Genomic DNA, 15660 nt, shown 5'->3' with positions numbered 1-15660 from the left:
ATAGATTAAACGTTAAATATAGCCGCAAAACATAAGTAATTAATGGGAAATTTCTGTCGGGGTTTTCTGTGCTATTACGTTTAAGGGGTATGACACCAAAAATCCGGGCTTAAACAGGTCTTCCATGGCATCCACCAAACCCAATCTCCAGCTAGTACGCGACGGCACCTCCAGCCAGGCGCCGGGCGAGGCTGTGCACAGCCCGGAGCACAGACGGCGGATCGAGGCGCTGTATCATGAGTACCGCCAGAGCCTGTTGAGCTATATCGCCAGTCTGCTCAAGTGGGGCCAGCAAGACGCACAGGAGATACTTCAGGAGACCTATATCCGTTTGATGCGACAGGACGATCTCGGCCATTTGGAGCGCAACCCCAAGGCGTATCTGTTTACCATCGCCACCAACCTGGTGCGTGATCGGATCAGGCGCGAAGCGAGTCGCCGCCGTGATGCCCACGTGCCGCTGGAGGACCAGGAGCTGGTGTCGAACGAGCCCTCGCCGGCCAATTCGGCGGATCTGCAGCAGTCTCTGGAGCAGCTCAAGACGGCGCTGATGCAACTTAAGCCGGTAACGCGGCAGGTGTTTTTACTGTGCCGTTTCGAGGAAATGACCCACACAGAAGTCGCTGCGGCGCTGGATATCAGCACCCGCACCGTAGAACGCCACATGAGCAAAGCCTGCCAGGCACTGCAGTTCAGCCTGGCTGATTTATACCCGAACTTGGATTGAGAATACCGATGAACACCCAAACCCCTACCAATCAGGAAGAGCAGACGCGCATTGCGCAGCAGGCTGCCGATTGGTTTGCCAAACGACAGACCAAAAACTTTACGGATTCGCAGGAGGCGCAGTTTCAGCGCTGGTTGCAGAGCGATCCTGTGCATGGCCTGATGTATGCCCAATGTGAAACCCGCTGGGAGATGAGTGCATTACTGGCGGATGACGTGGATATCGCGCGGGAGCTCCAGCATGCGCGGAATGCGACGGGCAGTCGTCCGGTATTTTCCCGCTGGCTGCGCAGTGCCCAGCGCCATGGAGTCGCGGCCGTTGCCATGGCGGCCACGTTGGTGCTGGCGCTTGGTGTGGTGTTTTTTTCCGGTTACTCACCTTACGAAGAGTTCTCCACCGGTGTCGGGGAACAGCGTCTGGTGCGGTTGAATGATGGCTCTTCCGTCATGTTGAATACGAATACGGTGTTGCAAGTGAATATCAACGCCCGCGAGCGCTCGTTATCGCTGTTGCAGGGTGAGGCCTACTTTACGGTTGCCAAAGATTCCTCGCGCCCCTTTGAAGTCAGTGCCGGCCCAAGCATTGTGCGCGCGGTGGGCACGGAGTTTAATGTGCAGTACCGGGTGCAGGATATCGGTGTCTCTGTGACTGAAGGTATTGTCGAGGTAGAGGCGCAGATCCAAAGTCAACAACAGAGTCAGCCCCAGGTGGTTGCCCAGCTCACGGTTGGGCAGGCGGTGTCCTACAGCCGGGAACAGCAGCCCCTGGAAGCTCGCCCAAGCATTGAAGCGGCCAATCTGGAGCGGATTTCCGCCTGGCAGGTCCGGCAAATTTATTTCAATGCCAACACCCTGGCGGAAGCCATCGCGGAATATGGTCGGTATACCGACGTGCAAATAGAGCTGTTGCACCAGGACATCGCCGAGCAGAAAATCACCGGTGTTTTTAATGTGGGCGATCTGGAGTCGTTTATATTTGCACTGGAACAATTGCTGGATGTGGAAGTGGTGCGCAATGGTGAGCGGGTGTTTGTCACCCGCAAGTCGGATAAGGCCTCACAGCCCTAGCGCGGGCCTTATTTCACCTTAGCCGCTGAAGATCCGCTAGCGGTATATAACATGCGCCGTAGAAGCTGACCAAAACTCCATCAATTCTGTTATATGGAAATAATTTCTTGCATTGTGGAATCTTGTTCTCTATTATGCCGGAACATTTTCCAGTAAGACGAATTTATCCGTGTTTCTATTCATTGCCAAACGGCCGGTAACCACCGGTGGCCGAATGCTCTCGCAGCGAATGTGCAACTTGCACTGATTTCGCTGGGCCGCAATGAATTTCACCCTGTCTCCCGATTCTGCCAATTCAAACTACCAGAGTGACGGAGACGCCCCTATCCGGGCATTACTGAGAGCACACTACCATGCACGAGAGCGTCGATTACTTTATTCACGTCCAAGATCCTATTCTGGGTATCAAGTCCGCCAATCTTGCCGACAAGCTGGATCATCACAACTGGCAGCGTAAAGCCATTACCCGCCGGCATGATAACGGCAGCCATTATATTTATCTGTGTCGGGCGACAACGGGTCGCAAGCGCTATTACTGTGTGAATACCTACGATTTGGCCCAGGGCAAAACCCTGCGTCGGCAGCTATTTGAATGCAGGGACGAGGCGTTGCAGGTGGCCAATAGTCGCTTGCCGTAACCAGTACTCCTTCAGCTCTCGACCATCCCGATTCGTCCGTAAATCTGCCAGCGGATGGTGGTTGTGGATTCCGGGTCTCCCCACAGGGTTGTTAAATCAGCCTCGCACTGTTCCAGCACTTGGTCTTCTCCTGCGGCGATGGCAGCGCGAGTCGCCGACCAGGTGCCCAGGTATCCCATCAGCTCCTGCAGATTCCATTGCCGTACTATGCAGATGTCAGATTGCGGAGTGATTTCTGTAAACGGGAACGCCAGTGTTCGATAACCCGTTTCAACAAAACGACGTTCCGGGGGCCAGTGTTTGCCCAGGGTTTGCCAGTAGAAACGCTGCAGACCTGCGTTGGCTGCACCGTCCAGCATAGGTACCCCATAGCTCACCAACGCAATAACAGCGCCGGGTTTGGATACCCTTCTCACTTCTTTATAAAACGCCGGCAGATCGAACCAATGCGCGGCCTGCGCAGCCACAATCAGGTCAGCGCTGTGGTCCTCTGCGCTGATGGTTTCTGCCCCTTCACATCGGTAATCAATATTCAGGCGAGGCCAGGCATTGGCCAGTTGTGATTCGCTGACATCCGTCGCGATAACCTGATCGAACTGCTCCGCCAACAGCGTAGACAATTGACCGTTGCCACAGCCTACATCAATAGCCAGTGTCGTTTCCGGACAGAGTTGGCGGAGTTGTTCCACCAGTTCCGTTGGGTAGGTAGGGCGATAGCGGGCATAGTTATCACCTTGGGATTGAAAATGGGATTGTCGTTGCTGGGTCTTCTCTTCGCTGGCTTTCTTTGGCGCTTTTTCTGGCTGCTTTTCGGAAAGCGGAGAGGATGCATCTTCAGAGCGAGCTTGTTGAATACGTTCTGCGAAATTAGATTGCTCAAGTGCGGCAATGGTGTTGGTCAGTATAGAGCGTAACGGGGCGTCGATTTCTGTTTCGAGAGCATCAATGGCGTTAAAGGTGGCCTGCCAATGGGACTGCAAGGAGACCAAGATCTTTTTGCCTTGGCGAGTCAGGCTGACAATCGACTGACGAGCATCACCGCCGCGCCGAACATTGACCAGCCCCTCCTGTTCCATCAGTTTCAGACTCTGGCTGATGGCGCTCTGGGTGATTGACACCCGATCCGTGATTTCGCTGACCAGCAAATCTCCATCGGCCAAGGCGCGCATCACGGGGGTGAAGCGGGGGCGATAGTTCAGGTTCTTTTGTTGATAAATTTGTTCGGCTCCCCGATCCACCAGGGTGCTTAAATGGCGCAACAGTTCGCCCAGGCCGGGCATCATTTTCTCGTTCATGGAGGCACAATATATTAGTGCTAATCTAATTTCAACAAGTGCTCCGATTTTTATATTAGCGCTGATGTACTTTCGGGGTTATTGAGCCGATAACCACTCGTTGACGATACCGGCAATGATCGGGGCGCCTTCCTCAAACGCCGCTCTGGTTACCTCCGGCACTTCGCGCAGGGTTGCCCCCGGAATCCGTGCGGCGGCGGCCAGAGTAGGGGCGTGCAGGCCGGAGGTTGTTGCCACTGCCAGGGTAGGGCAGGAGATCAGGCTTAGCCGCTCATGCGAGGCATAGCTGAATGCCGCGCGGAAGCCATCCGCACCCTCACCGCGGGCGTTAATGTGATCGGTAAAAATTTCATAGGCTCGCTCCAGGGGCACTACGCCCAGTCGCGATTTGACGTCACTGTCCCAGAGCTTTTGCAGACAATCCAGCGTTTCCGTCGGTGCCCGGTGAGGGCTCAGTGAAGCACTGTATTTTTCCGCCGTGGCGGCATCGAAATAGGGAATATCGACCAAGATGGTACTGGCACAACGTTGCGGGGCGATGTTGGCAATCTCCGTGGCGACCAAACAGCCACTGTGAAATCCCAAAAAGTCACAAGGGTCTGTGTAGCCGAGCTGGTCCAGCGTTTGGAGCACCGCGTCGGCAAAGTCTTCGATGCTGGGTTTATGTTCCAGGGCATCAGACTGACCACACCCCGGAAAATCCGGCGCGATCAAGGTGCGACCCCTGAGCATGGGCATGATGGTGGCAAAGTACAATCCGCTGTAGGGCATGGGGTGCAGCAGTACCAGGGGGCGATCGCCGCCGGGTTCGGCGATGCGAAGATGGATCTGGCCTTTGCTGGTATCGGCATAAGCACGTTTGATGACAACGGCAGTCATGTTGATTAACTCACTTTGCAGGGTTTATTTGGTTTAATTCGTTGATATAGGCACGCTTGGCATAGAAGCCATAGAGCAACGCGGGCACGCCAAAAATCAGCGGCACAGAAGACACTGCCCAATTAAGATTTTCGTTCCCGAAGACATTGTCAGACAACAAACTCACCGTCATCGGACCAAACATGAGACCTGACAGGCTGGCGACCATGTAGTAAAGCGCCACTACCTGACCGCGAATACTCTCCGGGGTGATATTGAGGAGCGCGGTGGGACCGACCGCCGATGCCAGTGCGATGCCGACAGTATTCACTGCCAAAATCGCAAACGCCACAGCACCATTGGGCATCAAGGTGGCGACGATGCCGGTCGGTACCAGGATGCAAATGCCGGTCAGCAAAATCAGGTATGGCGCTTCTCTTACGCCTTTTTCAAACAGTCGATCAGAAAGCCAACCGGCAAAATTCACGGTGGCGGGTCCTACCGACAGCAGAACAATGGCATTGATAAAGACATATTTTTCGGCGCTCCATCCCCAGGTTCGCTCAAATGTGGCCGCCAGCCAGCCCTGGCTGTAGGCAACGATCATCATTGCGGCGCACATGGCGACGATGCCGAAATAAGCGGTAAAACGGTCGCGAACATGGGTGAGCATATCGCCGAAACTCATTTGTGGCCCACTCTGGTCTGTTCGTTCCGCGCGCGGTGGCTCGCGTAGAACCAGGAAAATCAGCGACAGAAAAATACCCGGTACACCCACAATGATAAAAATAAATTGCCAGGGTGCCAGCACCCCCAAAGGCCCCAGCTCAATTTGTGGCACGGACTTCGCCCAGTTGAGGACGCCTGCCGCGACCAGTGAGGCGATACCGGCTCCCAAAGACAGAGCGGCTGTATAAAAGGCGATGGGTTTGCCCCGGCGTTTGGGCTCAAAGCTGTCGGAAATCATCGACATGGTGCAGGGGCTCAAGGTGGCCTCACCTATGCCCACGCTCATACGCGCCGCAAAGACGTGTGCAAAGTTCTTTGCCAGACCGGTGGCTGCGGTGGCGATGGACCACAGGCCGATCCCGGCGGCCACAATCCAGGTGCGTCGCCGCCGGTCTGCCAGCCAGCCGATGGGTAATCCCATGGTGGCGTAAACCAGGCCGAATGCGGGCCCCATCAATATCCCGATCTGTGTATCCGTCAGGCCCAAGTCCGCTTTAATGGGCTCGACCAACAAGCCGAGAATGTAGCGGTCCACATAGGAGACGATATAGGCCAGGGTCAGAAGAATGACCATAAACCAGGCGTATTGCGGGCTGGGGTACGAGCTGACGGGCATTACGGGAACCTGCTGATGGTCCACGGTTTGGGAATGGCTCACGGCTTGCTCCAGGCGGCCTAAATGGCCGGAATGTTATAGATAACCACCAGATTGCCATCGGCATCGACAATGCCTACCTCGCGACCCCGGCGGCCGTCGTGGGTTTCCAGGGCGTCTTCTTCGTAAACGCTCAGTCCCAGCTCTTTAGCTCCGGCGACGACGCCATCGATATCAGCCACATCCAACACAATTGCTGCGCGACGGGGCAGGGGTGTGGCGGGCAGCTCGGGGTCAGTGATCTCTGTCAGTGCCATGACTCGCTGCTGAGATGGGGTACTCAGAATGGCGAAACGCATGCGGTGCTGCTTGTCGATTTCAAACACATCATAGGAATAGGAGTCAGGCTCTGAGACCTTTTCAAAGGCCAGGCTCATGCCCAGCACGCCACAGTAAAACTGGCAGGCTCTTTCCAGATTGCTGACCACGTAATTGGCACGTTGGAAGCGAACGGGGTCTTTCTGGGGGGAGGGCGTGGTTTCAGGGGTAGACATGGGGGGTTCCTGTTTTAAATGATTTAATGTTATAACTATATAACGTATACTACGGAATTCTATCCCCTGTTGGCAAGTCGTCAATCGGATGAGGTTCTAATCAGTGTCCCCTTAGAGGAGGAGAAATATGAGCGAAGAATTCGAACGAATGCACAACATCGTCAAGCGCACCACCCTGATCGTGCGGGATATCCAGCGTTCGCGGCGCTGGTACGAATACGTAATGGGCATGAGCGTCTACTACGATAGTGAGTTTGTTCTGTCAGGGGTGGGTCTGGCGGCCGGCAAGGCGGGTGACAAGACACACCTGATGATTCTGAAGTGCGATGACCCCGAGATTGGCATGATTGGCCTGTTGCAATGGGTTGACCCGGTGATGCCGGCGCCACCCATCGAGTACAAAGTCGGCTACGGCAACCCTACGTTTGTCGTTTCCAGTGGGGATGCTGTGGAGACGCATCGTCGTGCCATAGAGATGGAAACCAAGGTTCATGCGGAACCCCATGATTGGTCCACTCGTGGTGCCAATGGAAAGATGAAACATTTTGTCGGTTTGTCGTTATTTGATCCCGATGGCTATTTCTTTGAGCTGAACCAGCTCGTTAAAGAAACGGACGATTGAGAAATCTCGCCGCATCATGATTAATGACCGCGTGAATCAGCAGTGGTGTGTTGCCCGACGGCCTGTCGAGAACGTACAACCCGAAGATTTTGAACTTCGATCTGATCCCATTCCCCGCTGCGGGCCAGGCCAGGTACTGCTGAAAACGCTGTACCTGAACCTTGCGCCGGTGATGCGTATGTATATGTCCGGTCAATCGGCAGCGGGTGAAAAGCCCCTGGCGATTGGGGATGTGATTCATGGCCGTGGTGTGGCTGAAGTGATTGAATCAAAACATTCTGATTATCAGGTCGGTGATATTGTGCAGGGGCAGATTGGCTGGCAAACCTACAAGATTTCAGGGATGACTGACCAAGAGCGCATGCGCAAAATTCCGGATAGAGGTGTGTCTTTTGGATTAAGTCTCGCGTCTTTGGGCATGACCGGTTTTTCCGCCTATTTCGGTTTTATTGAGCATGGTGAACCTAAGCCTGGCGATACCGTTGTCGTTTCGGGCGCTGCAGGGGGCGTGGGATCTATTGTCATTCAGCTGGCGAAAATCAAAGGCTGTCGAGTCATAGGTATTGCTGGAGGTCCGCAAAAATGCGCCGCCATTTCGAGCTGGTGTGATGAAACTATTGACTACCAAAACGAAGTGGTCGCCGACCGTCTGACTGAACTCTTACCCAATGGATTGGATATTTATTTCGACAATGTTGGCGGTGAAACCCTGACGGCTTGTCTGGATAACCTGGCCTTTGGTGCACGGGTCGTCTTGTGCGGTTCAATCTCGGAATATATGAAAGATGAACCCTATGGCCCTACCAATTACACAAAATTGCGTCGTGTGAACGGGTCTATGCGAGGTTTTTTTGTTTACAACCATGAGCCGGATTTTGATCGCGCCGAAGCCGAGCTGGCCGGATGGGTGTTAAGTGGAGAACTCACTCCGCTGGTGGATATCGTCGACGGTTTTGAATCCCTGCCACAAGGGCTGGCCGGCCTTTATGCTCATAAAAATGTGGGTACGGCCTATTGCAGAGTGCGAAGAGATCCCTATGACCACATGCCTTGAACTTCAGTATCAGCTCTTGTGTTGGTCGAGGGCCTGCGCCCTCACTTGGCCAGGCGGCATGTCGTAGCGGGCTTTAAAACTACGGCTGAAATGAGCCTGGTCTGAAAACCCCCAGCGATAGGCCAGCTCGGCGATCGAGCGAATGGAGCGGCGGGGATCAGAAAGCGCGTCGTAGCATTGTTTCAAGCGCCGCTCTTTAATCCAGCCGGCCACTGTGTGGCCTGTGGGTTTGAAGAGTTGGTGCAGGTAGCGGGTGGAAATCCCGCAGTGCTCGGCAATCAATGCCGTGTTGAGATCGGGGTTGTCGAGCTGGCGGTTAATAAAGTTATAAATTCGATGCAGATGCGCATCCTGAGAGGCGCTGTCGGCACAGGGTAGCGCTTCACCACTGGTTTCCATGCTCATGGCGAGCAGGTCGATTAACTGCTCACTGAGTTTAAATCTGGAACCCTCGGGCAGATCGGGGGAGAGTTTGATCAGTGACTGCAGGTATTCCATAAACAGCGAACAACCGGCCTGCCTGCCGAGAAAGCGACTTGCACAGAAGTCGTCCGCATTCTGGATGCGGTCGCGCAACATGGCGCCGGGCACTCGTATGACGTTCATGCGCGCCTGCTGCTGATAGCTAAAGCAATAGGGATCGGCGCTGCCTTCCAGAATAAAGTCCCCTGGCCCACAGTCCACGATTTTGCCGTTCTGCTCGAAGTGGACCTGCCCCCACTCGGGAATGGTGACCAGGAAGTAGTCCGTGTTCTCACCACTGATGTGGAAGCGCTCCCGATGGTAGCTGACCGGATCGGACTGCAATCTGGTCACGGTGACATGACCCAATTCCCCGCCGTCCAGAGACCCACAGAACCGTTCATGATGGCGCTCTCCGGTTTGCAAACTGAGCGAAAAATAGGCATCCGCCACCACACTGTTCCAGTGTTCGAACTGCTGGCCGGCCCGGAAGGCCGAGGTATCAAAGTGAGTGGCTTTCATTATTTGCATTATTAGCTGCCCGATCAGCATCTGGCGTGTGCAATTACGATGCGCCATTCGCCCTGCCATTGCAAGTCCTGCTTTAGTCCCAGGCCCCGTTTGCAGCGCTTGTGCACAAATGATCAAAGGGTTACGCACTTCTCAACAATTCAGCTCGGAGCCATCGGCGTAAATTATCTCCTAAACAACGAGCGCAGGAGAAAATCATGTCGAGTGCAGCAACCTCATCCTCCGTGGACCCCATCACCCTGGCGGTGGTCCGTGGAGCTCTGGAAACCACCCAGCGGGAAATGACCCTGACACTGGAAAAAACCGGTCGTTCCAGCGTCTTTAACCTGGCCCATGACTACAGCAATGCGCTGTTTGACCATCTGCCGGAAATGATTCTGCAGGGGCAGGACATCCCCATCCACCTGGGCTCTCTGATACCCGCCATGAAAGCCATTGCCGATTACTTTGGGGATGACATTCATGAGGGCGATGTGATCTATCACAACGACCCGGCCTATAAGGGCAGCCATATTCTGGACTGTTGCATGTACAAGCCGGTTTTCTATCGCGGCGAGCTGGTGTTTTGGACAGTCTGCAAGGGGCACCTGACGGATATCGGCGGGCCCGTGCCTGCCGGTTATAACCCGGAGGCCAAGGAGATCTACGCTGAGGGGCTGCGAATTCCACCGGTCAAACTCTGGGAGAAGGGAAAGCGGCGCGAGGATGTGATCAACCTGTTGCTGACCAATATGCGTGCCCGCCGGGATCAGGAAGGGGATCTTAACGCCCAGTACGGTGCCTGCCGTGTTGGTGAGAGAAACCTGCTGGCTCTGCTGGACAAATACGGCGTCAAAGCCGTTCGTGATTGCATTGACGAGTTAAAGCACATGGCTGACCGGCATATGCGTTCACTGATTGGTTCAATACCTGATGGGGTCTACAGTGGCGAAGCCCAGCTTGAGGATGCCGGCCACGGTTTCGGCACGCTCACTATTCAGACCCGGGTCGAGATCTCCGGCGATGAGGTGCATATCGCCGTACAGAGTCCGCCTCAGGTGCCTTACTTTATCAACTCCTACGAAGGCAATTCCATGTCGGGAATTTACCTGGGTTTGATGATGTTTGCCGAAGTCCCCCCGCCCTATAACGAGGGACTCTATCGTTGCGTCACCGTGGATCTTGGACCCAAGGGTACGCTGTGTAACGCCGAAGAACCCGCCCCTCATGTGAACTGTACCACCACACCCATGGAAACCTTGACCGACGCCGTGCGCAAGGCCCTGGAACAGGCAGCGCCGGACCGGGTGGCGGCCTCCTGGGGGCATGCCAGCGGTATCAATATCGCCGGTCGCGATCCGCGCACCGGTGAGGAATACGTGACGATGGTCTTGGCCTCAATTATTTCCGGGGCGGGAGCCACCAAACATATGGATGGCTGGCATGCCTGTGGCCCCCTGTGTTGTTTTGGCGCGCTCAGTTCCGGCGATGTGGAGTTGCTTGAGTATTCCTACCCCATTGTGATTCATCGCTACGGACTGGTGCGTGACAGCGGCGGCGCCGGGTTTTATCGGGGTGGCAGCGGCACGGTCTGGGAGGTGGAACCCCTTGACCATGAAATGACGGTAATTGGTTTTGGCGAAGGACGCCAATTACCAACCCTGGGCGCCGGTGGCGCGGTCAACGGTGAGCTGGATTCCAAACTGGGCCGACTGCAAATCCAACGCGGAGACGAGCTGGAAGTTCACCGTGAAAACGTGATGACTACCATTCAGCCTGGTGAGCGGGCCGCCAATATCAATCCCGGCGGCGGCGGTTTTGGCAACCCCATGCAACGTCCTCAGGAAAGCGTATTGAACGACGTCAAAAACGGTCTGGTGTCGATAGAGGGCGCCGCCCTTGATTATGGCCTTGTAATCGACCCCAACACTCTGGAGATCAATGAAGCGGCCACTACTGAACTTGGCAAACGCGCATAAGCAATTTGAGGAGTAGAAGTATGAGAACCCAATATCGTCTTGGCATCGATGCCGGCGGCACCTTTACCGATTTTGTTCTGGCAGATCTCGATGGCGGTGTGCGTCTTTACAAAAGCCCGTCCACTCCGGAAGACGGCACCAAGGCCATTCGCGCCGGACTCGAACAGATCAGCGCTGATCTCGGTAAAAGCATTGAAGATATTATTGCCCAATGTGATCTCTGCATTAACGGCACGACCGTTGCCCTGAATGCACTGATCGAGAAAAAGGGCGTAAAGATGGGCTTGCTGTGCACAGAAGGTCACGAGGACAGTATCGAAATCCGCCTGGGGCACAAAGAAGAAGGCTACCGTTACGACTCTGCTTATCCACCAGCGCAGATGCTGGTGCCGCGTCATCTGCGACGACCCATTAAAGGTCGCATCCTTGCTGACGGCAGCGAAAAGGAAACGTTGGATGAGCGCGCTATTGTGGAAGCCGCGAAGTACTTCCGTGACGAGGGCGTAGAGAGTGTCGCTGTCTCGTTTCTGTGGTCGGTACGAAATCCCGAACACGAACGCCGGGCAAAAGCGTTGCTGGAACAGGAATTGCCCGGCGTGTTTATCTGTACCGGTAGCGAGGTTTACCCACAAGTTCGCGAGTACACCCGGACATCCACCACCATCATCAATGCTTACCTGAGTCCGGTTATGGCTCGATACGTGTCTAAGATTGATGATTTCTTTGCCAGCTTGGGGGCGCGTTACCCGGTTCGATATTTTCAGTCCAATGGTGGACTGGCCGTCGGCAGTGCCATGAGGGGACGTGCCGTTAACGCCATTAACTCGGGACCGGCATCAGCGCCCCAGGCTGGCCTTTTTTGCGCCAAACCCTTTGGTGTGGACAACATTATCACGGTGGATATGGGGGGAACCTCCTTCGACATTACTCTGACTCGCGAGGGGCAGACCAATCTCAACAAAAACATCGACTTTCTGCGTTACCGAATCGGCGTGCCGATGATTCAGGTGGAAACTCTGGGTGCAGGAGGTGGCTCCATTGCCTCGGTTGATGACTACGGCATGCTGCAGGTAGGACCGGAAAGTGCCGGAGCCAATCCAGGACCCGTTTGCTATGGCAAAGGCGGTACACGCCCGACGGTGACCGATGCCAACTTGGTACTCGGCTACCTTAACCCCGATGCGGTACTGGGTGGGCAGATTACTCTGGACCGCGCGGCGGCGGAAAAAGCCATCCGCGAGCATATTGCTGAACCACTGGGTATCTCAGTGGAGAAGGCCGCCTACGGCATCAGCATGATTGTGAATCTGAACATGGTCAACGGCATCCGCCGGGTGTCGATTGAGCGGGGTTATGATCCGAGAGACTTCGCACTGGTATGCGCTGGTGGCGCCGCAGGTATGCATATTGCCGCCTTGGCAGAAGAAATGGGCATCAAAGAAGTATTGATTCCCAAGGTCGCCTCCGGGCTTTGCGCCTTTGGGCAAACCATCTCCGATGTCAAGTACAACTACCTGGCGACCAATCCGATGCGACTCGATGTTGAGGCAGATCTGAGTGGTCTCAATAGCAGCTTTCATGAGCTTGAGGACAAGGGCAGAACACATCTCTTGGGCGATGGTTTTAATGATGCTGACATTGGTATAGAGCGCAGCGTTGAAATGCGCTATGTGGGCCAGATTCACGAATGCACCGTGCCGGTAGCCACCGGTGTTATCGATCAGGCGGGGCTCGAACAATTGCTGGCGTGTTTTCACCAACGCCACGAGCAATTGTATTCCTACGCTGAACCACATAACCCGGTGGAATTGGTGAATCTAGAAAGTACCCTCACCGCAAGGGTGACCAAACCGGCGCAACCCAAGATTACCCAAAGCGATGGCAATGAAGAGCGAGCACTGGTTGGCCCCAGAGACATGCTGTTTGACGACAGCGGTGGCTGGATGAGTGCACCGGTTTATCAAGGGGGGTTATTACGAGCGGGTGATTGCATTCAGGGACCGGCTCTGATCGAGGAACCCACCACCACCATCGTGGTAAGACCGGGCTGGAAGGTGCAGTTGGAGGCGTCCAATTGTTACCGCCTGTTGATAAACGCATAAGCATGAATCAATAAGTCAGGAGAGAGTCATGAACAATAATTCCAAAGTCCTACTGAAGAGAAATCTGTTAAGTCTCGCAATGACAGCGGGGATGTTAAGCACCGACCTTCAAGCCGGCGTGCTGGAGGAGGTTGTGGTTACGGCACAAAAGCGGGAACAGTCCGCCCAGGATGTCGGAATTGCCATCACTGCGTTTTCCGGCGACCAAATGAAGTCGCTGGGATTTGAACAAAGTGTAGACGTGGCAAAGTTTACCCCCAGTGTGTCAGTATCCGGCAGCTTTGCCGGGCAGATGTCCCAGTTCTCCATACGTGGAGTGACGCAGAACGATTTTAACGATCATGTGGAAGCACCGATTGCGGTTTATATCGACGAGGGTTATGTCGCTATGCAACAGGGTCAGATGTTTTCCACTTTCGATGTTGATCGAGTGGAAGCGCTTAAGGGGCCCCAGGGTACATTGTTTGGTCGCAACGCGACGGGCGGTTTGATTCACTTTATCAGCAACCGGCCCACAGAGGATTTCGAGGCCTATGCTGATCTTTCTTACGGTGCCTACAATCACCTGCGCTTTGAGGGGGCTGTCAGCGGTGCGATTGCTGATGGGGTCAATGGACGATTGTCGGGCATGTACAACCGCTACAGCGAGGTGATGGACAACCACTACCCGAACAATACCTATGTGCCCGAGGGTCTTAATCCGCCATTGAACAACGGTCTTGATCAGCCAGAGGGTGCGGGTGATGACTTGATGAATGACAGCACTTGGGCACTCAGAGCCCAGCTGCAGTTTGAACTGAGTGATACGTCAGAATTGTTGCTAACGGCATTCGGTTCAGAGACAGACACCTCGGTGGGGGCATACCAGTCCGCGCAAACGATTGCTGTTCTGGACGCTAATGGTGAACAGGTAAACAGCTTTTACGTGAGTGCGGACGAAACCCGTGAAATGATCGGACCCAATGGTGAAGGGTTGGACAGTAGCTGGGATTCAGATAGCGATGGTGTTCGCCCTCGCGCCGGTGGAGATTTCTACGGCTATATCGACCCCGACGGCAACGATTTTGATACTTCCAGTGATTTTGCCTTTGACAATCTCAACAGCTTCGAAACCTACGGCCTGAATGCCAAGCTCAGCATCGACTTTGATACCATGACCTTTGTGGCGATTACCGACTACAAAGATTACGACAAGTTTGTAGCGCTGGACCTGGAGGGCTCACCCGCAGACCAGTTTATCTGGCTGCAGGAAGCTCAGGAAAAAACGCTGACACAGGAATTTCGATTAAACGGCGATACCGAGTCCACGAAATGGGTAGCGGGTTTCTACTACCTGTATATCGATAACGACAATATCAGCGGGCTTTCAGCGTTACCGAGCTCGAGTACCGGCTTTAACTTTGACCAGCCACGCATAGCGTCGCTGAAGACAGAGTCATACTCGTTGTTCGGTCAAATGGAGTTCGACATCAGTGACACCTTGACGCTGGTGGGGGGATTGCGAGCCACGGTGGAGTCCAAGGAATACGACTTCGAGGTGTTGTTCAGTGCACCTAATCTGAATCCCAAACGTTGGGACTTTGCCAATCCCGTCGACCTGTCTTCGATCGGCTTTTCCCGCGGTCCGTTCCATGACAATACCCGAGACACACTTTGGACCGGCAAGCTGCAACTGGACTGGAAGCCCACCGATGACTGGCTGGTTTACGCCGGTGTGAATCGCGGTGTCAAGGCCGGCAGTTTTAACGCCGGTGGGGGTGATATTACCGATGATGTCATACCCTACGATGAAGAGGTATTAACTTCCTACGAGCTCGGTTTTAAATCCACGCTGCTGGAAGGCCTCGCCCGCTTGAACGGTGCGGTTTACTACTATGACTATCAAGACTATCAGGCCGCTCGCTGGCTGGGCTTTGCCAACCAGATCACCAATAACGATGCCACCACCAGGGGAGCGGAACTGGAATTGGTGGTGACGCCTATCGAAAATCTGGATCTGATGTTGAATCTGGGCTACTTCGATGCCACGGTTAAGGACGTGGCCATTACTTCAACCCTGAGCAAGGATGTCACACCGGCATTTGCCCCGGAAAAGACAGCGTCTGCTCTGGTACGCTACCAATTGCCGGTTGATGTCTTCGATGGTTCGTTGGCTCTGCAGGGGGACATTACCTACCAGTCGGAAACCTATCACAATCTGACCAACTTCGATTCAACCCGAATGGATGCTTATGCCCTGGTCAACCTGCGGGCCTCCTGGGCCAGCGCGGATGATGCCTGGCAAGTGGATGCCTACGTTAAAAACGTCAATGACAAACGTTACAACACTGTCGGGTTCGATCTATCACAGGTGTGTGGCTGTAACGAAGAAGCCCAGGGCAAGCCTCGTTGGTGGGGAGTTTCGGTTCGGTACAATTACGACTGATATCAATCCACCGCTGCTCCATTGACATCTTAGCCCGTAAACA

At 54.5% G+C, this 15660-nt stretch carries 13 protein-coding genes; 8 read left to right on the top strand and 5 right to left on the bottom strand.

Annotated elements, in window-relative coordinates:
* The first annotated feature begins 124 nt into the window (after window positions 1-124).
* The 3 genes from HBA55_RS28965 (at window position 125) to HBA55_RS28955 (ending at window position 2432) form a co-directional block, all read left to right on the top strand.
* Window positions 125-727, top strand: coding sequence for an RNA polymerase sigma factor (locus HBA55_RS28965; protein ID WP_166998706.1), 603 nt, complete (start codon window positions 125-127; stop codon window positions 725-727).
* A gap of 8 nt (window positions 728-735) precedes the next feature.
* Window positions 736-1794 (top strand): FecR family protein, encoded by a 1059-nt coding sequence (locus HBA55_RS28960; RefSeq protein WP_166998704.1) that lies wholly within the window; start codon window positions 736-738, stop codon window positions 1792-1794.
* A 353-nt stretch (window positions 1795-2147) separates the two neighbouring features.
* Complete coding sequence (locus tag HBA55_RS28955) at window positions 2148-2432, top strand: hypothetical protein (protein ID WP_166998702.1); 285 nt, start codon at window positions 2148-2150, stop codon at window positions 2430-2432.
* Window positions 2433-2443: 11 nt separating this feature from the next.
* Here the strand turns inward: HBA55_RS28955 and HBA55_RS28950 are convergent, their stop codons facing one another.
* From HBA55_RS28950 to HBA55_RS28935, 4 genes are all read right to left on the bottom strand, one after another.
* On the bottom strand, window positions 2444-3727 hold the full coding sequence (locus tag HBA55_RS28950) for a methyltransferase domain-containing protein (RefSeq protein WP_206020018.1): 1284 nt from the start codon (window positions 3725-3727) through the stop codon (window positions 2444-2446).
* Between the two features lie 78 nt (window positions 3728-3805).
* Window positions 3806-4606: an alpha/beta fold hydrolase gene (locus HBA55_RS28945; protein WP_166998700.1), complete on the bottom strand. Its 801-nt coding sequence runs from the start codon at window positions 4604-4606 to the stop codon at window positions 3806-3808.
* A gap of 10 nt (window positions 4607-4616) precedes the next feature.
* Window positions 4617-5972, bottom strand: coding sequence for an MFS transporter (locus HBA55_RS28940; RefSeq protein ID WP_166998698.1), 1356 nt, complete (start codon window positions 5970-5972; stop codon window positions 4617-4619).
* 17 nt (window positions 5973-5989) lie between these two features.
* The gene (locus HBA55_RS28935; RefSeq protein WP_166998696.1) at window positions 5990-6463 is read right to left on the bottom strand and encodes a VOC family protein; all 474 of its coding nucleotides are present in this window, start codon (window positions 6461-6463) and stop codon (window positions 5990-5992) included.
* 127 nt (window positions 6464-6590) lie between these two features.
* Here HBA55_RS28935 and HBA55_RS28930 point away from each other — a divergent pair, with 127 nt between their 5' ends.
* Together HBA55_RS28930 and HBA55_RS28925 are read left to right on the top strand one after the other, a co-directional pair.
* Window positions 6591-7085 carry a VOC family protein gene (locus HBA55_RS28930; protein WP_166998693.1) on the top strand — a complete coding sequence of 165 codons (495 nt, stop codon included), beginning with the start codon at window positions 6591-6593 and terminating at the stop codon, window positions 7083-7085.
* 16 nt (window positions 7086-7101) lie between these two features.
* On the top strand, window positions 7102-8139 hold the full coding sequence (locus HBA55_RS28925) for an NADP-dependent oxidoreductase (RefSeq protein ID WP_166998689.1): 1038 nt from the start codon (window positions 7102-7104) through the stop codon (window positions 8137-8139).
* A gap of 9 nt (window positions 8140-8148) precedes the next feature.
* On the opposite strand, the gene HBA55_RS28920 is transcribed toward HBA55_RS28925, so the two are convergent.
* Window positions 8149-9132 (bottom strand): AraC-like ligand-binding domain-containing protein, encoded by a 984-nt coding sequence (locus HBA55_RS28920; protein ID WP_166998687.1) that lies wholly within the window; start codon window positions 9130-9132, stop codon window positions 8149-8151.
* Window positions 9133-9329: 197 nt separating this feature from the next.
* On the opposite strand from HBA55_RS28920, the gene capB reads away from it, so the two are divergent.
* Genes capB through HBA55_RS28905 form a run of 3 tightly spaced genes read left to right on the top strand, consistent with a single transcriptional unit; the run spans window position 9330 to window position 15617 of the window.
* Window positions 9330-11090 (top strand): caprolactamase subunit beta, encoded by a 1761-nt coding sequence (gene capB, locus HBA55_RS28915; RefSeq protein ID WP_166998685.1) that lies wholly within the window; start codon window positions 9330-9332, stop codon window positions 11088-11090.
* Between the two features lie 20 nt (window positions 11091-11110).
* Entirely contained in the window at window positions 11111-13192 is a 2082-nt protein-coding gene (gene capA / locus HBA55_RS28910; protein WP_166998683.1) for a caprolactamase subunit alpha, read from the top strand.
* Between the two features lie 28 nt (window positions 13193-13220).
* Complete coding sequence (locus HBA55_RS28905; RefSeq protein ID WP_166998681.1) at window positions 13221-15617, top strand: TonB-dependent receptor; 2397 nt, start codon at window positions 13221-13223, stop codon at window positions 15615-15617.
* The last annotated feature ends 43 nt before the right edge of the window (window positions 15618-15660 follow it).

This window comes from Pseudomaricurvus alkylphenolicus (assembly GCF_011683955.1).
In the GTDB taxonomy this organism is placed as follows: domain Bacteria; phylum Pseudomonadota; class Gammaproteobacteria; order Pseudomonadales; family Cellvibrionaceae; genus Pseudomaricurvus; species Pseudomaricurvus alkylphenolicus.
The sequence above is the reverse complement of the archived record's forward strand: the minus strand, read 5'-3'. Positions and strand labels throughout refer to the sequence as shown.